The 18127-nt window shown below is 66.0% G+C and carries 23 protein-coding genes; 5 read left to right on the top strand and 18 right to left on the bottom strand.

From position 1 onward, the window contains the following. The first annotated feature begins 125 nt into the window (after nucleotides 1-125). Together pspA and pspM are read left to right on the top strand one after the other, a co-directional pair. Nucleotides 126-953, top strand: coding sequence for a phage shock protein PspA (gene pspA, locus M1247_RS09460; RefSeq protein WP_317156014.1), 828 nt, complete (start codon nucleotides 126-128; stop codon nucleotides 951-953). Nucleotides 954-971: 18 nt separating this feature from the next. Further along, nucleotides 972-1787, top strand: a complete 816-nt coding sequence (pspM, locus tag M1247_RS09455; RefSeq protein WP_317156013.1) for a phage shock envelope stress response protein PspM — start codon at nucleotides 972-974, stop codon at nucleotides 1785-1787. 4 nt (nucleotides 1788-1791) lie between these two features. Here the strand turns inward: pspM and M1247_RS09450 are convergent, their stop codons facing one another. Both M1247_RS09450 and M1247_RS09445 read right to left on the bottom strand, forming a co-directional pair. Beyond that, entirely contained in the window at nucleotides 1792-2208 is a 417-nt protein-coding gene (locus M1247_RS09450) for a DUF5313 domain-containing protein (RefSeq protein WP_317156012.1), read from the bottom strand. Beyond that, a complete protein-coding gene (locus M1247_RS09445) occupies nucleotides 2209-2643 on the bottom strand; it encodes a limonene-1,2-epoxide hydrolase (RefSeq protein ID WP_317156011.1) in 435 nt (144 codons plus the stop codon). It abuts the gene before it with no gap. A 40-nt stretch (nucleotides 2644-2683) separates the two neighbouring features. Between M1247_RS09445 and M1247_RS09440 the strand changes: the two genes are divergently transcribed. From M1247_RS09440 to M1247_RS09430, 3 genes are read left to right on the top strand one after another with little or no spacing between them, the layout of a single operon-like run. Then, on the top strand, nucleotides 2684-3856 hold the full coding sequence (locus M1247_RS09440; RefSeq protein ID WP_317156010.1) for a glycosyltransferase: 1173 nt from the start codon (nucleotides 2684-2686) through the stop codon (nucleotides 3854-3856). A gap of 9 nt (nucleotides 3857-3865) precedes the next feature. Next, a complete protein-coding gene (locus tag M1247_RS09435) occupies nucleotides 3866-4060 on the top strand; it encodes a DUF3046 domain-containing protein (protein WP_317156009.1) in 195 nt (64 codons plus the stop codon). Nucleotides 4061-4105: 45 nt separating this feature from the next. Continuing rightward, entirely contained in the window at nucleotides 4106-4309 is a 204-nt protein-coding gene (locus tag M1247_RS09430; RefSeq protein WP_317156008.1) for a hypothetical protein, read from the top strand. An 18-nt stretch (nucleotides 4310-4327) separates the two neighbouring features. On the opposite strand, the gene hypD is transcribed toward M1247_RS09430, so the two are convergent. From hypD to M1247_RS09355, 16 genes are read right to left on the bottom strand one after another with little or no spacing between them, the layout of a single operon-like run. Next, complete coding sequence (hypD, locus tag M1247_RS09425) at nucleotides 4328-5452, bottom strand: hydrogenase formation protein HypD (RefSeq protein WP_317156007.1); 1125 nt, start codon at nucleotides 5450-5452, stop codon at nucleotides 4328-4330. A 19-nt stretch (nucleotides 5453-5471) separates the two neighbouring features. Next, nucleotides 5472-5744, bottom strand: a complete 273-nt coding sequence (locus M1247_RS09420; RefSeq protein ID WP_317156006.1) for a HypC/HybG/HupF family hydrogenase formation chaperone — start codon at nucleotides 5742-5744, stop codon at nucleotides 5472-5474. 13 nt (nucleotides 5745-5757) lie between these two features. Continuing rightward, nucleotides 5758-6858, bottom strand: a complete 1101-nt coding sequence (gene hypE / locus M1247_RS09415) for a hydrogenase expression/formation protein HypE (protein ID WP_317156005.1) — start codon at nucleotides 6856-6858, stop codon at nucleotides 5758-5760. After that, nucleotides 6855-7535, bottom strand: a complete 681-nt coding sequence (locus M1247_RS09410) for a D-sedoheptulose-7-phosphate isomerase (RefSeq protein WP_317156004.1) — start codon at nucleotides 7533-7535, stop codon at nucleotides 6855-6857. Before M1247_RS09410 ends, hypE begins: the two co-directional genes overlap by 4 nt. Then, nucleotides 7532-8275, bottom strand: coding sequence for a HypC/HybG/HupF family hydrogenase formation chaperone (locus M1247_RS09405; protein WP_317156003.1), 744 nt, complete (start codon nucleotides 8273-8275; stop codon nucleotides 7532-7534). Before M1247_RS09405 ends, M1247_RS09410 begins: the two co-directional genes overlap by 4 nt. 36 nt (nucleotides 8276-8311) lie before the next feature. After that, entirely contained in the window at nucleotides 8312-8785 is a 474-nt protein-coding gene (locus M1247_RS09400; protein ID WP_317156002.1) for a hypothetical protein, read from the bottom strand. A gap of 37 nt (nucleotides 8786-8822) precedes the next feature. Next, nucleotides 8823-9593 carry a DUF6390 family protein gene (locus tag M1247_RS09395; RefSeq protein WP_317156001.1) on the bottom strand — a complete coding sequence of 257 codons (771 nt, stop codon included), beginning with the start codon at nucleotides 9591-9593 and terminating at the stop codon, nucleotides 8823-8825. A gap of 16 nt (nucleotides 9594-9609) precedes the next feature. Further along, nucleotides 9610-11895 carry a carbamoyltransferase HypF gene (hypF, locus tag M1247_RS09390; protein WP_317156000.1) on the bottom strand — a complete coding sequence of 762 codons (2286 nt, stop codon included), beginning with the start codon at nucleotides 11893-11895 and terminating at the stop codon, nucleotides 9610-9612. Continuing rightward, nucleotides 11892-12140, bottom strand: a complete 249-nt coding sequence (locus tag M1247_RS09385) for a HypC/HybG/HupF family hydrogenase formation chaperone (RefSeq protein WP_317155999.1) — start codon at nucleotides 12138-12140, stop codon at nucleotides 11892-11894. The genes hypF and M1247_RS09385 overlap by 4 nt, the downstream gene beginning before the upstream one ends. 3 nt (nucleotides 12141-12143) lie before the next feature. Then, on the bottom strand, nucleotides 12144-12620 hold the full coding sequence (locus tag M1247_RS09380) for a hydrogenase maturation protease (RefSeq protein ID WP_317156187.1): 477 nt from the start codon (nucleotides 12618-12620) through the stop codon (nucleotides 12144-12146). 13 nt (nucleotides 12621-12633) lie between these two features. Then, nucleotides 12634-12753, bottom strand: a complete 120-nt coding sequence (locus tag M1247_RS36410; RefSeq protein ID WP_410506843.1) for a DUF6893 family small protein — start codon at nucleotides 12751-12753, stop codon at nucleotides 12634-12636. Next, on the bottom strand, nucleotides 12744-14084 hold the full coding sequence (locus tag M1247_RS09375) for a hypothetical protein (protein ID WP_317155998.1): 1341 nt from the start codon (nucleotides 14082-14084) through the stop codon (nucleotides 12744-12746). Before M1247_RS09375 ends, M1247_RS36410 begins: the two co-directional genes overlap by 10 nt. After that, nucleotides 14081-14728, bottom strand: coding sequence for a DUF6084 family protein (locus M1247_RS09370; RefSeq protein ID WP_317155997.1), 648 nt, complete (start codon nucleotides 14726-14728; stop codon nucleotides 14081-14083). Before M1247_RS09370 ends, M1247_RS09375 begins: the two co-directional genes overlap by 4 nt. After that, nucleotides 14725-15357, bottom strand: coding sequence for a DUF5947 family protein (locus M1247_RS09365; protein ID WP_317155996.1), 633 nt, complete (start codon nucleotides 15355-15357; stop codon nucleotides 14725-14727). Before M1247_RS09365 ends, M1247_RS09370 begins: the two co-directional genes overlap by 4 nt. After that, nucleotides 15357-16268, bottom strand: coding sequence for a NifU family protein (locus M1247_RS09360; RefSeq protein ID WP_317155995.1), 912 nt, complete (start codon nucleotides 16266-16268; stop codon nucleotides 15357-15359). Before M1247_RS09360 ends, M1247_RS09365 begins: the two co-directional genes overlap by 1 nt. 1 nt (nucleotide 16269) lies before the next feature. After that, complete coding sequence (locus tag M1247_RS09355; protein ID WP_317155994.1) at nucleotides 16270-18066, bottom strand: nickel-dependent hydrogenase large subunit; 1797 nt, start codon at nucleotides 18064-18066, stop codon at nucleotides 16270-16272. Nucleotides 18067-18127: the final 61 nt, after the last annotated feature.

Here is an 18127-nt window from a genome sequence, read left to right as displayed (position 1 = left end):
TCGGTAACACGCCGCGGGACTGTGGCGGCATGCCCGGAACCGATAAGTTGGCACCAGAGCAGTTGAGATGACCGAACCAGATGGCCCGCACCCATACGGCCCGAACAACAAGGCGGAACGAACTCATGGCCAACCCGTTCACCAAGGCGTGGAAGTACCTGATGGCGCTGTTCAGCTCCAAGGTCGACGAGTACGCCGATCCGAAGGTGCAGATCCAGCAGGCCATCGAGGACGCGCAGCGCCAGCATCAGGCATTGACCCAGCAGGCGGCGCAGGTGATCGGTAACCAGCGGCAGCTGGAGATGCGGCTCAACCGTCAGCTGGCGGACATCGAGAAGCTGCAGGTCAATACCCGTCAGGCGTTGACCCTTGCCGACCAGGCCACCGCGGCCGGCGACGCCGCGAAGGCCACCGAGTACAACAACGCCGCCGAAGCGTTCGCCGCGCAGCTGGTGACCTCCGAGCAGAGCGTCGAGGACCTCAAGGGTCTGCACGACCAGGCGCTGCAGGCCGCCGCGCAGGCCAAGAAGGCCGTCGAGCAGAACGCGATGATGCTGCAACAGAAGATCGCCGAACGCACCAAGCTGCTCAGCCAGTTGGAGCAGGCCAAGATGCAGGAACAGGTCAGCTCGTCACTGCGGTCGATGAGCGAGCTCGCCGCGCCGGGCAACACCCCGAGCCTCGACGAGGTGCGCGACAAAATCGAGCGTCGCTACGCCAACGCGATCGGCCAGGCCGAGCTGGCCCAGAATTCGGTGCAGGGCCGCATGATGGAGGTGCAGCAGGCCAGCGTTCAGATGGCGGGCCACTCCCGGTTGGAGCAGATCCGCGCCTCGATGCGCGGTGATGCCCTACCCAGCGGTGACACCACTGCGACGCCTGCCACCCCGGCGCCCAACCCGAACCAGGCCACGCCGAACACGGCCACGCCCGAGAATCCGCTCGGCCAGTAGCGCTCGAGTGTGGTGATCATGGCTACCAAATCCAGTCGGCCCGAAGCGTGGCGGTCACTGCTGCAACGCGGTGTCGACACCGCCGCCGAGGTGTCCGGAGCCCTGGCCGACAAGCTCGGTGCCGCCGCCGATCCACGGGCCAAGATGCTGCGTAAACGGCGGTGGGCGCTGCGCCTCGCGGTGTTCTTCACGCTGTCGAGCCTGTTCTGGGTGCTGGTGACCGGGCTGTTGGCGTCCTGGAGCACTCCGGTGTGGGGCCTGATCATCACCGGCGCCGTTGCCGCGGGTGCCGCATTCCCGGCGACGCTGCTGTGGCTGCGGTACCGGTGGCTGCGGTCCGCGCCATTGCCCGCGGAACGGCGGTCAGGGCGCAGGCTGCCGCCGTGGGGCTCGGCGGCACGGCAGCCGATGGCGGCCCTGGTGGCCTCCGAGCGGGGCATGTTCTCGTTGCTGGGTGTGATGGAGCGGGGCCGGATGCTGCCTCCCGACGAACTGCGGGAATTGACGGCGGCAGCCAACCAGACCGCGGTGACGATGGCGGCGACGGCCAACGAGGTGGTCTCGATGGAGCGCGCCGTCAGTCATGCTCCGCAGTCGCAGCCCCACCTGGTGCCGACGATCCATGCGTTCACCGCGCAACTGAGTCAGGGTGTGCGCCAGTACAACGACATGGTCACCGCCGCGGCGCAACTGGTGTCGGCTGCCAACAACGGGACGGCGGCGACCTCGCCGTTGTCGCAGCAGCGGTACCGCAACGAATTGGCCAACGCCACCGATCGACTGGTCGGCTGGGCGCAGGCCTTCGACGAGCTCGGGCAGCTGCGCCGGGCCTGAGGCGTTATACGGCGCTGCTGCTGGGCGGCCCCGACCGCGGGCCGTACTTATCCACGTAGGCCTGGTGGATGTGCGCGTTCTTCTCCCGGGCGATCTTGTCCAGCAGGCCCGGGTCCAGGCCGTGCACCCGCAACATGTGGCGGCGCCAGATCTTGTTGAGCGCGTGTGAGAAGTAGATGAACGGGATCAGGATCGGCACCGTCATGCTCAGGTGCACGTACAGCGTCGTGGGGATCAACCAGAACGGGGCCAGGATGAGCACGGCGGGGACCAGCACCCGCAGCATCATCCGGCGGGTCGCGCCTTTTCCGGTGAGGTCCTCCCGCACCCAGTCCAGCATCGAGTCGGGTAACCGGCGTCCCGCGCAGTAGCGCAGGAACTGGAGTGCGTTGGGTTTGGCGCGGGCGGCCTGGCTATTCATTCAGAGCGATGCACGCAGTGACGGAACGGCGATGCCCACGACGCCGCGGACGGTGGCCTTGAACATGTCGAGGAAGTCGAAGTAGTCCCGCCACAACGTGATCCGGCCCTCGTGGACCTCGAACACCCCGCACACCCAGAACTGCAACCGCAGCGGTCCCATGGTCAGCGCGTCGGTGCGTTCGGTGAGCACGGCCGCTCCGTCGGCGGCGATCCGGTGGATCTTCACCTCGAAGCCCGCGCGGCCCTGCATCGACCGGAACAGCTTCATGGCGCGGTTACGTCCGTAGATGGTGGGCAACCCGACGTTCTGGTACACCAGGTTCTGGGCAAGGGCGTGTTCGGCCGTGTCGAAGTCCTGGTCCTGCAGTGCGTTGAGAAAGACCTCGACCGTGCCGGTCGGGCTCTGCACCGCGGTGGATGATTGGTCAGCCATGGCCGAATCCTAGATGTCCCGGCTGTGGCAGGGTAGGCCGGTGCGCGTAGCTGTGGTTGCCGGGCCCGATCCCGGCCATTCGTTCCCGGCTATTGCGTTGTGCTTGAAGTTCCTGGCCGCGGGGGACAGCCCGACGCTGCTGACCGGGGTGGAATGGCTCGATACGGCGCGGGCTGCCGGCGTTGACGCGGTCGAACTCGACGGACTCGGAGTCACCGAACTCGACGACGACACCGACGCCGGGGCGAAGATTCATCAGCGTGCGGCCCGGATGGCGGTGCTCAACGTGCCGCGACTGCGGGAGATCGCGCCGGATCTGGTGGTCTCCGATGTGATCACGGCCTGCGGTGGGATGGCCGCCGAGTTGCTGGGGCTGCCGTGGATCGAACTGAATCCTCATCCGCTGTTCCGGCCGTCGAAGGGCCTGCCACCGCTGGGCAGCGGGCTGGCGCCGGGGGTCGGCGTCGGTGGCAGGCTGCGGGACTCGGTGATGCGGGCACTGACCGCGCGGTCCTGGCGGGCCGGGCTGCGGCAACGCTCGCGGGTGCGTGTCGAGATCGGGCTGCCCGCCGAGGATCCGGGGCCGGTGCGCCGCTTGATCGCGACGCTGCCCGCCCTTGAGGTGCCGCGCCCCGACTGGCCCGAGGAGGCCGTTGTGGTGGGCCCGCTGCATTTCGAGCCGACCGCGGCTTTGCTGGAGGTGCCGCCGGGCTCCGGTCCGGTCATCATGGTGGCGCCGTCGACAGCCACCATCGGAACTCAGGGAATGACGGAGCTGGTGCTGGAATCGTTGCGACCCGGTGACACCCTGCCGCCGGGATCCCGGTTGGTGGTGTCGCGGCTGGGCGGAACCGACGTCGAGGTGCCGCCGTGGGCGGCGGTCGGGCTGGGCCGCCAGGACGAACTGCTGACCCATGCCGATGTGGTGATCTGCGGCGGCGGGCACGGCATGGTGTCCAAAACGTTGATGGCGGGTGTGCCGATGGTGGTGCTACCCGGCGGCGGCGATCAATGGGAGATCGCCAATCGTGTTGTGCGTCAAGGCAGTGCGCAGCTGGTGCGGCCGCTGACGGTTCCGGCGTTGATCGCTGCGGTGGGCGAGGTACTCGGTTCGGCCGGCTACCGGGACGCTGCGCGGCGGGCGGGCGCGTCGGTGGCCGACGTCGCGGATCCGGTACGGGTGTGCCATGACGCCCTCTTGCACGCTGGGTAGGTTGTGCCTGTGCGGTTGACGGAATTCCATGTACTCGTGGAGGGACAGTTCGGGTCGATGCGCGGACGGTCGCTGCTGGTCGACCATGTGCTTGCCGCCATCGGTGGGCGCACCGCCACGCAGGCGATCGAGGACGGTGTGGACCCGCGGGAGGTGTGGCGGGCGTTGTGCGCGGACTTCGACGTCCCCCGCGATCAATGGTGAGCCCGGCGGCTTTGCCTGTTCGGGTTTTCGGCGTATACCGGTGGTATGGGTCTGGGTGATCATCCCCGGCGGACACCGTTCTACGGTGTGTTGCTGGTGATCGCCGCCGTTCTGTTGTGTTGGGTGGCCGCATCCATCCCGCCCGGTTGGCAGTCGATCACGGGATACCTTCTGGCGGTCGCCGTCGGCGCCATCGGTTTCGTCATGACGCTGCGGGATTACGACGACTTTCCGCACTGGCGCCGTTGATTCCTCAGCGTTGATTTTTCAGCGCCGTACGAGCAGTCTTGCTGTCTCCCGGTGCAGCCTGCCGAAGTTGTAGTAGGCCGCGCAGGCGCCCTCGGGTGACACCATGCAGGTGCCGATCGGTGTTTCCGGTGTGCACGCTGTCCCGAACACCTTGCATTCCCACGGCTTGATAACCCCTTTGAGGACTTCGCCGCACTGGCATGCCTTGGGATCGGCGACGCGTACTCCGGGCATGTTGAATTTCACTTCGGCGTCGTACTGCGCGTAATCAGGGTGGATCTTCAATGCGCTCTGCGAGATGAATCCGAGCCCACGCCACTCAAAATGAGGCCGTAATTCGAAGGTCTCTGCCATCAGTTTGAGTGCCTGGGTGTTGCCCTCGGGCCGAACCACCCGGGTGTACTGATTCTCCACCTGACACCGGCCGTCGCGGATCTGCCGCAGCAGCATGTGCACCGACGCGAGGATGTCGAGCGGCTCGAAGCCGGCGACCACAATCGGTTTCCCGTAGACCGCGGGTACGAACCGGTATGGGCGCAGCCCGACCACGGTGGAGACGTGACCGGGCCCGAGGAACCCGGAGAGCCGCAGATCGGGGGACTCAAGGATCGCCTTGATCGGCGGAACGATGGTGACGTGGTTGCAGAACACGCTGAAGTTCTGCACCCCCAGCATCCGGGCGCGTACCAGTGTGACCGCCGTTGACGGCGCCGTGGTCTCGAATCCGACCGCGAAGAACACCACCTGGCGGTCCGGGTTGTCACGGGCGATTTTGAGTGCGTCAAGGGGGGAGTAGACGAACCGCACGTCGGCGCCGCGGGCCTTGGCCTCGATCAGATTGCCGGCGGAGCCGGGCACTCGCATCATGTCGCCGAAGGTGGTGAAGATCATGCCCGGCTGCTCGGCGAGCCACATCGCGTCGTCCACGCGGCCCATCGGGATCACACATACCGGGCACCCCGGGCCGTGCACCAACTCGATCGATTCGGGCAGCAGGTGTTCGATCCCGTGCCGGTAGATGGTGTGGGTATGCCCGCCGCACACCTCCATGAACTTGAACTCATCGTTGCCGGCCAGTTCGGTTATGGATTTGACCAGGGCACGCGCGGCAGCCGGATCGCGGAATTCGTCGACGAACTTCATGTGCGGAACCTTCTTCTTTTCAGGCGATTTCAGATGAGTTGAAGGCGTCGATCTCGGTGACGTAGTCGGCGCCCATTTTCTGCACCTGGTCGAGCGTCAGCTTCGCCTCGTTTTCGTCGATCTTTGCCATGGCGAATCCGACATGCACCAGCACCCAGTCGCCGACCTGCAGGTTGTCATCGGCAAGCAGGCGCACACTGATGGTCCGCCGCACACCGTTGACGTCGACTCTGGCGAGGTGTGCTTCGGCGTCGACGACGTCGACCACCTGACCGGGGATACCCAGACACATGGCGTTTCTCCTCTCAACAGATCCGGGGAAGGGGGTCGCCGACGAGCATGTCGACAATCCGGCTGCCCCCGAAAGCGGTTCGCAGCGCCACGATCCCGTGCGGTTCGGGCATGATTTCGCCAACAAGGGTGGCATTCTCCCCCTGGGGGTGACACCGCAGCGCGGCGACGGCCGCATCTGCCTCGTCGGGCGCGACGACCGCGAGGAACTTTCCCTCGTTCGCCACGTACAGCGGATCGATGCCGAGCATGTCGCAGGCGCCGAGCACCGGTGGCGTGACGGGCAGCCGGGCTTCGTCGAGGATCACCGCGAAGGCGGAATCCTTGGCGAGTTCGTTGCACACCGTGCCGACGCCCCCGCGAGTGGCGTCTCGCATCCAGCGGGTCGACGGCGCGACCTCCAGCAGGATTTCCACCAACTCGTGCACGGGCGCGGTGTCCGATGCGATGTCGGCGTCAATGGCGAGATCGCCGCGGGCGAGCATGACCGCCATCCCGTGTTCACCGATCGTCCCGGACAGTAGGACCTTGTCACCGGGCTGTACGCGCTCGCGGGCGAGCCGTCTGCCCGCAGGGATCACGCCGACACCTGCCGTGCAGATGTACATACCATCGGCGGCTCCTTTGCCGACCACTTTGGTGTCACCGGTGACGATCTGGACACCGGCGCGGGCCGCGGCTTCGCCCATATCGGCGACGATCTCGCGGAGTTCTGCGATACCAAAGCCCTCCTCGATGACGAAGCCTGCCGACAGCCACTGTGGACGTGCCCCCGAGACCGCGAGGTCGTTGATGGTGCCGTGGACCGCGACATGGCCGATCGAACCTCCCGGGAACCGATGTGGTGCAACCACATAAGAATCAGTGGAGAATGCGAGTCGATCTCCGGACGGCGTGGTCAGCACAGCTGCGTCGCCGAGTTGCTCGAGTTCGGCGTTGCGGAACGCCTCCACGAATACCGCATCGACCAGCGCAGCCGAGGATTTTCCGCCGGCGCCGTGGGCCAGGGTCACCACATCGTCGAGCAGCCGAGGACGCCGCTGGCGGAACTTGTCGATCCGTTCCAGTACCCGGTCTTCACGCTGCGCTGCGGTCGACGCCGCGACGGTGCTCATGACCTGTGCTCTCCATTCCTGGTTCTTGACATGCGCTCCTGGGCCACCGACCAGAGCTGGTAGCCGAGAATGGCGTGACTCTCCTGAATGCGATGGATGCTCTGGCTGTGCACCGTGAAACAGAAGTCCAGATCATCGGTGGCAGCCATGCGTCCGCCGTCGTGGCCGGCGAATCCGACCGTCAGCAGGCCACGCCGCTTGGCCTCGGTGAGTGCCGCCATCAGGTCGTCGGAGTTGCCCGATGTCGACAATGCGATGGCGATGTCGCGGTCACGGGCGTGGGCGATGATCTGGCGTTTGAAGATAAGTTCGAAACCCACGTCGTTGCCGAGCGCGGTGACCACGGCCTCGTCGGCGGCCAGTGACCAGGCCGCGACGGGGCGGCCCACGGCAGGGCGGCTGAACAGCGTAGCCAGCGTGGCCGCGTCGGTGGAACTGCCGCCGTTGCCCAGCGTGTACAAGCGGCCGCCCCGCAGGAACCGTCCGGCCATCGCGGTGCCCGCCGCGATGAGAGCCAAGTCGAACTCCTGCAACGATTCTCGCTGCAGGCGGGCACTTTCGGCGGCTTTACTCCGTGCGGACGCGGCCAGGTCGTCGAGTAGCGTCGTAGTATCGGTCTCCTCGGAGTCGATGAACGGGTAGAGAAAGCCGGTGCTTTCCGACTCGCGGGTGGTCATGTGGTCGCCTCCTCTTCGCGCAAGCGGGTGATAGCCGCCCCGGCATGCACCAGAATTAGGTCGTTGACCGCCACGTCGCCGAGCAGCGTGACATCCACCCACTCTTCGCCCGCGGCGGTACGGACCAGGGCCTGGCCGCTTGAACCATCCTCTCGCAGAATGATTTCCGCCATGCGCCCGTCATCGCTGCAGGTGACGCAGACTTCCTCGGTGCACTCCTCGGCAGGCGGGTTCAGCAGCCCCGGGTGCTCGAAGCAGACGTGGGTGAGTTCCCACAGCAGGTGATACATCAGCACGAAGCGTCCGGTGGCCGGAACCATCGGATCCTGCGAGTCGACCCACAACACGTGATGTGCAGCACCCGCCGGTGGTCGCGGCCCCGAACCGATCCACACCGTGGTGACCCCCCACGCGGGCGCCCGGCGCATGGCGTCGATCACCGCGGGCTGGTCGGCCGAGGCCACCGCCAACAGCAGATCACCGGGCTGGCCGGCCACTCTGGCCTGGGCCACCGGGTCCGGCTCCACGAGTGCGACCGAGGGCAGCGCCCGTTTGCCCATGACCACCGGGTGAACGAACTCCACGGCGACATGATGGGCGTGTGGTTCCCATTGCGGCGCAATCACCCACAGCGTCGCGCCGTCGTGAAATCTGCGGGCCATATCCAGCGATGTCGCCGCCAGGTCCGCGGACAGGTTTTCGTCGACGAACGGCTCGATCGGTGCTGAGGTGACGGTCATGGACAGGACCCCTTCCGGTGGGAATTCTTGAGCAGCTCAGCGTTTGCGTTCGGCTTTGCCGACTCCGGGGACATGTGAGGGTCCGGTCCGGTCATCGTCCCGCTCGGACTCGGATGCCCGCGACGCCGGCTGCTCTTCGGCTGGTGCTGTGGTCGCGCCACCAGCCGTATCATCGGGCGGGGCTGACTTGTAGTCGTTGTCGGTCGTGGGCTTGACCGCACCACCGGTGCGCGCGCCCCGGTCTTCGGTCTGTTGACCCTCCGGTTTGGCGGTCCTTTGACGCCCTTCGTAGGGCGGCACAGCAGGTTCGGCGTCGCCTGGTGGCTGCGTTGTCTTGTCTGCCGACCCCCGCGCACCGCCGTGCGCGGGCACAGACTCGTCACCCTCGTAGGTGCCCGCCGGTCGGTCGGTGGGCCCGCCGGAGGGTTGATATGACCCGGTGTCCCGGGATCCCGGTGCTCCGCGTACGTCTTGTGGCTCTTCGGACAGATGCTTGTCTGGGGTGTTCATGAGATTCTCCTTCACCTCGCCGCGTCGCGGCGTCGAGTTATTGGTCGGACCCCGGACCAGTTCTGCGCCGGTTTCGTGCTGCGTTGACGACGTCGAGCGTGGTCTGTGTCGCGGCGGCCAGTGCCGCCGTGTCAGCATCGGTGAGGGTGTCGCAGACCCAGTCCCAGTGCGCCGCGACGGCACGGCCGGGCGCCGGCCTGGCGATCAGCGATACGTCGTTACTGCGCCACCGGATCCGCTCGGTGGCGGGCTCGGCGAGAGTCAGAACGCCTCCCTCGAAGGTCAGTGGTCGCGAGCATACCAATGCGTGATCGCTCCGCACCGATTCAACTATGCCCCAACGGATCCGGCAGTTCTGCAGGATATTCAGCGCGGTTGTGGAGTCCTTGTCGAGGAAACGGACCCATGGGTAGACCAGGAAGACGTGAAAGCTGTGATGAGCCAACACGCCTGTGGGGCCTTGCAGTTCGGTGAGCAGGCCGGTGCGCTGCCCGGCGAACGCCGCGCGTAGGGTCGCCAGCAACGCTGCGGCATCGACACGGTCGAGTAGGGGACCGCCGATCCAGTAGCTGCGCACCACGTCGGCATCGAGTGGATCGGCGATGGCGGCCGTCTTGGCAATTGCGCGCAGATACGGCCAGGTACCGTCGAATTCCCTTGCGTATGATTCGATCTCCTCGACGCTTTCCCCATTCAACAGCGCATCGGTGTCACTGGGGCCGCAGTATCCGAGCTCATTGGGCGGATATGCATACCGCACGAATAGTGCGTGCCCCGCAGGCAAGCCGTGTGCGGCCAGTGTGGGCATTGTTATCCACCTCCTTCTATTGAGAATTCCCGACCAGCAATTGGCCCAGCCCAATGCCGCCGTCGTTGGGTGGCACCCGTCGATGGGTGAGAACTTCCAGCCCACTACTCCGCAAAGCCTGCAGTGTCAGCCGCAACAGCAGACAGTTCTGCATCACACCGCCGGAGAGGGCAACGGTTCTGGCCATCGGCTCGGCGGTGGCGGCACGGGCGATCAGCTCGGCGACGGCGCGGTGGAAGCGCGCGCCGATCACCGCGGCGGCAACACCGCGCCGGAAATCGGCGACGATGTCCCGCAGTACCGGCGCGGGATCGATGACTGCGGGCATCGTGTCGGTGTGTACCGCGAAGCCGTATGTGGTGGTGCCACCGTCGGCGTCGCGGGACAGGCCCTCCAACTCTATTGCGGCCTGAGCCTCGTAGGCGATTACCTGGCGGACACCGATCAGCGCCGAAACGGCGTCGAACAGCCTGCCCATGCTGGACGTGGAAACGCAGTGCAGCCCGGAAGTCAGCTGCGCGGCGAGCAGCCGTCGCTCGGCCTCCGGGCAGGCGCGCACCGGCGGCAGGTCGTCATCCCACGGGACACCGGCCGCCCACAGATGGGCCAGCGCCATTCGGTAGGGCCGCTGAACGCTGACCTCACCACCGGGTAGCGGTACGTACTTCAGATAGGCCAGCCGCTGGAAGCCCTTGTAGTCCGCGAGCAGGACCTCGCCGCCCCATACCGCGCCGTCCGGCCCGTACCCGGTTCCGTCGAAGGCGATTCCAAGGACCGGCTCTGAGCCGTCCAAGCCGTGTTCGGCCATCACCGCGGCGATGTGCGCGTGGTGGTGCTGTACGAGGCGGACCGGTCGGTTGTCCGCGTTGCGACGCGCCCACTCGGCGGAGCGGTATCCGGGATGCGCGTCGGCGACCAACACCTGTGGTTGCACGCCGGTCAGTGCGCACTGGTGTTTCACCGACGAGCCGAATGCCGTCAGGGTCGCCAAATCGTCCATGTCGCCGATGTGCTGGCTGAGCCAGGCGTACTTTCCCTCAGCCACGGCGAAGCTGTTCTTCAGATCGCCCCCGGTTGCCAGTGTCGCCGGTACCGAAATCGGTAGCGCGACCGGCAGCGGTGCATAGCCGCGGGAACGCCGGATCGGCAACTCGGTGCCGTCCATGACGCGCACTACCGAATCGTCACATGGCACCAAAATAGCGCGGTCGTGCATCAGCCAACCGTCGGCCAGGCCGGCCAGCCGGTCCACGGCATCGTCGTCGGCGAAGCAGATCGGTTCCCCGCCCAGATTGCCTGAGGTCATCACCAGCACGCGCGGGCCCGGCTCGTCACCGGGGAGCCCGAACAGCAGAGTGTGCAGCGGCGTGTAGGCCATCAGCACACCCAGATCCGGATTGTGCGGTGCCACCGCCGCTGCCACCGGCGCTCGGGCCAGTCGCGGCAGCAGCACGATCGGGCGCTGCGGTCCGCACAGCACCCGTTGCGCCGCGCCGTCGACATCGGCGATCAGGCCGGCGGTGGCGAGGTCGGCGACCATGACGGCGAACGGCTTGGCACCGCGGCGTTTTCGGCTGCGCAGTGCCTCGACCGCGCGTTCGTTGGCGGCGTCGCAGGCCAGGTGGTAGCCGCCGATGCCTTTGACGGCGAGGATGCCGCCATCGCGCAGCAGCCTGCGGGCCCGCTCCATGGCGCGTTCACCGCGGTGGGTGTGGCCGGCGCGGTCGCGGTAGTGCAGGCGCGGGCCACAGTTCGGGCAGCACACCGGCTGGGCATGGAAGCGTCGGTCGGTCGGATCGGCGTATTCGCGGGCGCATTCGGCGCACATCGGGAAGTCCGACATCGTGGTGGCGGCGCGGTCGTACGGCAGTGAAGCGATGATGGTGAACCGTGGACCACAGTTGGTGCAGTTGACGAACGGGTGGCGGTAACGACGGTCGGCTGGGTCGCGTTGTTCGCCGGCGCACTGTGCGCACATCGCGACGTCGGGGGAGACCAACGTACGACCTCCGGCTGATGACGAGGTATCGGCGATGGTGAATCCGGTGGCACCGGCGGCGGGAACAACCTCGCAGTCAACACTTTCGATCACGGCCAAGGGCGGCGGCTCGGTATGTAGCCGAATCAGGAACTCATCGATTTGGGCGCGGTCGCCTTCGACCTCGATGAGCGCCCCGGCGCTGTCGTTGCGCACCGAACCGGACAGGCCGAGCGTGGCGGCGGTGGTGTAGACGTACGGCCGGAAGCCGACCCCCTGCACCACGCCGCGTACGCAGATGCGCAACCGCAGCCGGCCGCTCACGATGACACTTCATCGTTGCGGCCCAACAGTTTGAGTCCCGCCAGTGCAGCCTCGGCGCCCGCCTCGTCGGTCTTCTCAACGGCGAAGCCCATATGGATCATGACCCAGTCGCCGGCGGTGATCGTCTCCTCGGCCAGCATGCCGACGTTCACCTTGCGGTGCTCACCGACGACATCCACGAGGGCAAGCTGGCCGCCGTAACCGTCGAGCAGGTGCACCACCCGACCGGGAATCCCGAGGCACATGGTTCAACCACCCCCCGCCGCAGCCCTCGTCAGCAGCTGCGCAATCACGGCTTCGATCGCCTGTACCGCCTCGGGCACGGCCGCGGCGACGGCATCGGACAGGCCGAGCCATTCATCGACACTCTGTACCTCACATCCCACGACCACGGTGTGCGGCGGTGCGCCCCCCAGTGCAGCCAGGCCGGCGAACACGGCGGCCGGGTCCATGGCGTGTGCGTCGAGACCAACTGAGCCGGTCAGCGTTTCATGGTCGGCTCCGAAAACATGTAGTCGTCCGGGAGAGCCCTGTCCGGGCAGGGCGTCGACGAGTATCAGCGCATCCCAGCCGTCAAGCAGGTCATAAGCCAGATGCATGCCGCGGATGCCGTAGTCGAGCACGCGGACCCGTCCACCGCCGAGCAGTGGTGGGACATGGCGGAGCACCTCGGGACCGAACCCGTCGTCGCCGAGGAAAATGTTGCCGATACCGGCTACCAGGATTTCGGACGTGGGATCACATCCGTCGAATCTTCATGTAGCGTCGAGCATCCGGAATCGACCTGACCCCCACCGCGACGGCAAACACGGCGACCGCGGCCGCCAGGACGACGGCAATCCAACCCACTACTTCCATGATGGACTCCTTTCCTCGAGCGGCTCGACTTCGTCGGGCGCGAAGTACAGATACCGGCCGTACCAGTCGTGCAGGTCGGCGGCGGGGTCGTCCTCGATGACGACGCCGATGTGCTGTTCGCCGTCGACGTCCTCGTGCACGGAGGTGACCCGGGCGATCCGCTCGGCGAAAAACAGATCCTGTGCGTCCGCACGGCGCGACGGGTGCAGCCGAACCCGGCTCCCGCAACTGATGCGGATGCCGTTGACCAACACGGCGTCATTGCGAGGATCAACGGCGCTGTCGGCTGACGGATCCCACCACCCGACACCGTCGGGAACCTCGGGTATCAAACCCGGACCCTGATCGTAGGCATGTGGATCACGCAGCACGCCATGCAGATTCATCATGGCCTCCGGCGACATCGAGTCGCAGCGGTCGATGATCCCCGCGGCCAGTGGATCTGTCGCTCGGGCCGCCGACTTCTCCTCGTCGGTCATGGCCATGATCCGCAGCGTGAGGATCTCGTCGATCTCGGTGGAGTCGTAGAGCGCACCATCGCTCTGCTCGGCGATCTCGGGATGGTCGTAGAGGATGATCGGCGAGATCAGCATCAGGTCGTGCGCGCCCGGGGGTCCGGCCAGCACCGGGAAGCACCGGTGCTGACGACAACGCGCCACCGCGTCGGCCGCCGCGGGCGGCGGTTCCAGCAGAGAGATGAACTCGCCATGTATCGCTTCGACGATGACGTGGGTGCCGATGAACGACGTGGCGATCGCAGCCTCTTTGCCGGTGGCCGGTCCGCCGGTGTTGCACACCGTGACAGCGATCCGCCATAAGCCGCCGTCCTGCTCGGCGACGACCGTCAACTCGCCGTGCAGTTCACACCGGCTGCGGACCAGCCGGCCGCCGTCGACCGTCTCGACGTCGGTGCCACCGTCGACAACAATCGGTATGCGCCGTTCCTGGTCAAGGCCGCTCGGATGCAAGGGCCCGAATGTCACCTCGCGTTCGGTGGCCTCGTCCCAACTCAGCCATGCCTGCCCGGCGGCGACGAGTTCGTCGACCGGTGCGTAGCCGCCGCCGACGTCACGCTCGGCACCGCGATGCTGCAACTGGAGAAAGCGGACCACCAGGGTGAGCGACGGGTCGCCATGCGGCTGGACACAGAACTGTGTCGAGAGGGTGTTGTTCTCGCCGATCCCGGCTTGGTCTGCACCCTGCGGGCCGAGCACACCGAATTGCCAGCGGGACTGGTTCTTCCGGGAGGTCGCGCGGTACGGGTACAGCAGATAACCCTCGTAGAGGACGGCGTCGGCCACGGTGCGGGCCCGGACCCAGTGGCTGCTCATCGGACCCCCTCGGCGGCGCGGTCAAGCAGCGTGGTCACCGCTTCGTCCAGCGAGAGCAGACCATGCGCCGAGCGGTAGCCGGCCAATGCCTCAAGGGTGTCTGTGTCGAGCCGCACCCAGCCGGTGTTGGGGTAGTGCTGGCGGATCAGGTCGCGCCACACCGACACCGGCAGGTCGTAGCGGTCCTCTCGATCCCACGGCACCTGTTGGACGGCGAAGCCCCGGGTGCCTGCGACGAAAACTGTTCCGCTGAACAAAAACTGCAGTGCGATGGTGCCCTCGCGTAGGGCGTGCAGGTACTTGGCCGATGCGACCTCGAAGTCGTAGGTGCATTCCAGCGGCAACTCGACCTGCGTGGTGCCGCTGAAGCCGGGCACCATCGTGGCGGTCTGCTGCCACAGGAAGGTGTGTTGGCTGCCGGCCCAGCGTTGCCGTGGCCCGAACAGGTCGATCAGGCCTTCGGCTTCGGCATCGGAGTAGCTGCGCCGCAGCGGGTCGATGCGGACCTGAGCGCGCAGGGCGATCGCGTGTACCGGATCGTCACCGACGGCCGCGATGCCCACTCGTGCATTCAGGATCGGTGTCACCGCATAGGGTTCGGGCGCGATGTCGAGGATCGCGAACGTCACCTCTGTACCGTTCACCGGGTCACGACCTTGCTGCGGTCATCGATGTGCCGGAAGAATTCATCGATGTAGTTGCGCACGTCCTGGCCGCCGTCGAAGCCCCGCCACAGCATCCGCAACCGGCCCACGAATTCGTAGCAGGCGTCGATCGGCACCAGGTGGCACACCGGCGGCCCGGTCTCCTCGTCGGGAACTCGGACCAGCAGCGCTTCGGTGTCCTCGGCCGGCAACTCCACCCGGGGGTCGGCGGCGCGGATCTCATTCCAGGCAGCCAGCTCGAGTTCGGATTCGGTCGCTCCGGCCGGGCCGGGATAGAAGGCGACCGTACGGTCGAGGGCCGAGTTGCGGAAGAAGAAGGCCAGCCCGACCGGAATCTGCAGGGCTGCCCAGCGGCGTCGGTCGAGCGCGAAATCGGCGAAGCTCAGGTAGCGGTCGGGTACGGCACGGTAGTGCAGCTCGGCGTGCGGGTCGGTGAACAACAGATAGCAGCCGCGGCACACGCACAGCAGTTGTCTGCCTTCGACGTTCACTACATGCTGGTGGGAGTCAGCGATCGGCTCCGAACACATCTCACAACGCTCACCGACTGCCTGTGGCGTGGCTCGATTGGCCCGGATTCTGGTCAGGACATCGAGCGAGCCCTCCATCAGGCGACCTCTTGGGCCGCTGATTTGGGCAGGGCCATCGACAGCACACCGGCCCGCAGCAGCACGGGTATCGGCTCGAGGTGTAGATCTCCGTCGACCTGGTGACCCGCGTGCACCACATCGAAGTCGGTATCGCACTGTGGGCATGTCAAAACGTTGTCGTGCAGTGCCGCGCCTGCCATCGAGTCGGTGCAGGCCGGGCATCGGTCGCGATAGCCGAGGATGTCACTGCCGATTCGGCACGCCAGCACCACGGTGCCCGCCACCAGGAATCCACCGACCTCTCCTGGCGACAGCTCGGCGAGTTCCGGCACCGCATGCCATCCGGGCGATCCATGCCCATCGCGGTGCACACGGCGCAGCAGTTCCTCCGCAGGGATGACGTCGAGAGCTGGATCCTCTGCAGCAGAAACCACTTTGATGGACGTTACTTCGGGAGCTGCCGTACGCACGGCATCCTCAACGGCCAACTCCAGGGTGACTGCCGAGGATGGACAGCTCTTGCAGCTACCCACGAACTGCAACCGGACGATCCCGCCGTCAACCCCCAGCAGGTGCACGTCACCACCGTGGGAACCGAGATATGGACGCACACCGTCGAGTGCATCGGCGATACGCCGCTCGACGGTGTGGGGGTGCAGGCCGTGCACCAGCAGCAGACTCGCCACCAGATCGTCAGCGGCGAACGCGTCGGCCAGATCGGCATTGGCGCTCAAGGCCAATCCCGCGATCCGTTGCAGGGCGGCGCCGTAGAGGTCGGTGACCTCAGCGGCCAACTGCTCGGCGCGTTCACGCGCGGCTGCCCCGCCGGCTGAGCTGGCATCGAGCAGCGTCTGAATCCGGTCGCCCGCGGTACGCCACCGCGCGTCATCCTCGGGTAAGTCGGGGCTTGATGGTGCGGGCGGGGGCACGCTAGTCCCCGGTGACGGATTGAGTGGGGGAGTGCAAGAGGTCGAGGCTCTTACCCTGGCCGAGGTACATGTGTACGCCGCACGGCAGACACGGGTCGAAGCTGCGCACGGTGCGCATGATGTCGATGCCCTTGAAGTGTTCTCTGTCGTTCTCCTCGAAGATGGGTTGGCCCTGCACCGCATCCTCATACGGCCCAGGGGTGCCATAGCTGTCCCGAGGACTCGCGTTCCACGGGGTCGGCGGATAGGGGTGGTAGTTGGCGATCTTGCCGTCCCGGATCACCATGTGGTGGCTGAGCACCCCGCGGACCGCCTCGGTGAACCCGCAGCCGATGCCCTCGTCGGGCACCTCGAACTTCTCCCAGGTCTGTGTTCGGCCTGCGCGGATCTCCGTTAGCGCCTTCTCCGCGAAGTGCAGTGCGGATGCGGCAGCATAGGCCTGGAAGTACGTGCGGGCCCGGTTGCGTTCGATGGTGTTGCTGCCGTACTGCGGGATCTTCCACTCAAATTCAACCGGGCCCTTCAGCGCGGTCTTCGGCAGGTTGATCTGCACACTGTGCCCGGTCGACGTCACGTATCCGGTGTCGACAAGGCCGGCCAACGCGGTCGACCACAGCCGCGCCAGCGGACCGCCCCCGGTGTCCAGCGCGAGATTGTCCGTGCCGTCGAACCAGCGCGGCGACATCACCCAGCTGTACTTGTCGTCCATATCACGCTTCTGCGGCCGGGGGTTGGTGTGCTGGTTCCAGGGATGGCGCCGATCAACCGGATTGCCCAACGGGTCGGTCTTGACGAACATCTCCTGGTCTTCCCAGTCGTCGTAATAGGAACTGCCGAGCATGATCCGGATGCCGAGGTTGATGTCCACCAACGACGTGGTGACCAGCTTGCCGTCCACGACAACACCCGGGGTGACGAACATTTTGCGTCCCCACGCCTCCATGTCCTTATAGCTGAAGTTGCAGTGTTCGGGGTCCTGGAACGAGCCCCAGCAGCCCAGCAGCGTGCGGCGCAGACCGACCTGGTCGTAACCGGGAAGCGCTTCGTAGAAGAAGTCGAAAAGGTCGTCGTGCATTGGGACGACCTTCTTCATGAACTCCACGTAGCGCATCAGCCGGGTCATATAGTCGGTCATCAGCTGAATGGTCGCCACGGTGCCGACCCCGCCGGGATACAAAGTCGACGGGTGCACGTGCCGACCCTCCATGAGGCAGAACATCTCTCGCGTTGTCCGGCTGACCTGTAGTGCCTCCCGGTAGAACTCACCGGTGAAAGGGTTCAGTGCCCGCATGATGTCGGCGATGGTCCGGTGGCCATGCATACCGGCGTGCGGTGCCTCGGTGTTCTCAGCCTTGGCCAGCACGCTCGGGTTGGTCTCGGCGACCATCTTCTCGCAGTAGTCCACGCCGACCAGGTTTTCCTGAAAGATGTTGTGATCGAACATGTACTCGGCAGCTTCGCCCAAGTTGACGATCCATTCGGCCACGTGCGGTGGCTGCACACCATAGGCCATGTTCTGGGCATAGCAGGAGCAGGTGGCGTGGTTGTCGCCGCAGATTCCGCAGATGCGGCTGGTGATGAAGTGTGCGTCGCGCGGATCCTTGCCCTTCATGAATATCGAATAACCACGGAAGATCGATGAGGTGCTGTGGCATTCGACGACCTCGCGGTTGTCGAAGTCGATCTTGGTGTAGATGCCGAGACTGCCGACGATGCGGGTGATGGGATCCCACGCCATCTCCACCAGCTGGCCCGGTTCGCGTTTCGCTTGTGACGGCTCGGGGATGGTGGTTGTCATCAGAATCTTCTTCCGTGAATTGCTCTGCAATTGAAAATGTTTCGACACCCCATCGCGTCGA

The sequence above is a fragment of the Mycobacterium appelbergii genome, from assembly GCF_032883035.1.
In the GTDB taxonomy this organism is placed as follows: Bacteria; Actinomycetota; Actinomycetes; order Mycobacteriales; family Mycobacteriaceae; genus Mycobacterium; species Mycobacterium appelbergii.
This window is presented reverse-complemented; position numbering and strand designations above follow the sequence as displayed.

Excerpts from the sequence above, each read along its gene's own strand:
- M1247_RS09365 (WP_317155996.1), bottom strand. The coding sequence starts at position 15,357 with ATGGAGGGCTCGCTCGATGTCCTGACCAGAATCCGGGCCAATCGAGCC.
- M1247_RS09405 (WP_317156003.1), bottom strand. The coding sequence starts at position 8,275 with ATGACCGTCACCTCAGCACCGATCGAGCCGTTCGTCGACGAAAACCTG.
- M1247_RS09450 (WP_317156012.1), bottom strand. The coding sequence starts at position 2,208 with ATGAATAGCCAGGCCGCCCGCGCCAAACCCAACGCACTCCAGTTCCTG.
- pspA (WP_317156014.1), top strand. The coding sequence starts at position 126 with ATGGCCAACCCGTTCACCAAGGCGTGGAAGTACCTGATGGCGCTGTTC.
- hypE (WP_317156005.1), bottom strand. The coding sequence starts at position 6,858 with ATGAGCACCGTCGCGGCGTCGACCGCAGCGCAGCGTGAAGACCGGGTA.
- M1247_RS36410 (WP_410506843.1), bottom strand. The coding sequence starts at position 12,753 with ATGGAAGTAGTGGGTTGGATTGCCGTCGTCCTGGCGGCCGCGGTCGCC.
- M1247_RS09385 (WP_317155999.1), bottom strand. The coding sequence starts at position 12,140 with ATGTGCCTCGGGATTCCCGGTCGGGTGGTGCACCTGCTCGACGGTTAC.
- M1247_RS09375 (WP_317155998.1), bottom strand. The coding sequence starts at position 14,084 with ATGAGCAGCCACTGGGTCCGGGCCCGCACCGTGGCCGACGCCGTCCTC.
- M1247_RS09445 (WP_317156011.1), bottom strand. The coding sequence starts at position 2,643 with ATGGCTGACCAATCATCCACCGCGGTGCAGAGCCCGACCGGCACGGTC.
- M1247_RS09410 (WP_317156004.1), bottom strand. The coding sequence starts at position 7,535 with ATGACCACCCGCGAGTCGGAAAGCACCGGCTTTCTCTACCCGTTCATC.
- M1247_RS09420 (WP_317156006.1), bottom strand. The coding sequence starts at position 5,744 with ATGTGTCTGGGTATCCCCGGTCAGGTGGTCGACGTCGTCGACGCCGAA.
- M1247_RS09395 (WP_317156001.1), bottom strand. The coding sequence starts at position 9,593 with ATGCCCACACTGGCCGCACACGGCTTGCCTGCGGGGCACGCACTATTC.
- pspM (WP_317156013.1), top strand. The coding sequence starts at position 972 with ATGGCTACCAAATCCAGTCGGCCCGAAGCGTGGCGGTCACTGCTGCAA.
- M1247_RS09430 (WP_317156008.1), top strand. The coding sequence starts at position 4,106 with ATGGGTCTGGGTGATCATCCCCGGCGGACACCGTTCTACGGTGTGTTG.
- M1247_RS09400 (WP_317156002.1), bottom strand. The coding sequence starts at position 8,785 with ATGAACACCCCAGACAAGCATCTGTCCGAAGAGCCACAAGACGTACGC.
- M1247_RS09355 (WP_317155994.1), bottom strand. The coding sequence starts at position 18,066 with ATGACAACCACCATCCCCGAGCCGTCACAAGCGAAACGCGAACCGGGC.
- hypD (WP_317156007.1), bottom strand. The coding sequence starts at position 5,452 with ATGAAGTTCGTCGACGAATTCCGCGATCCGGCTGCCGCGCGTGCCCTG.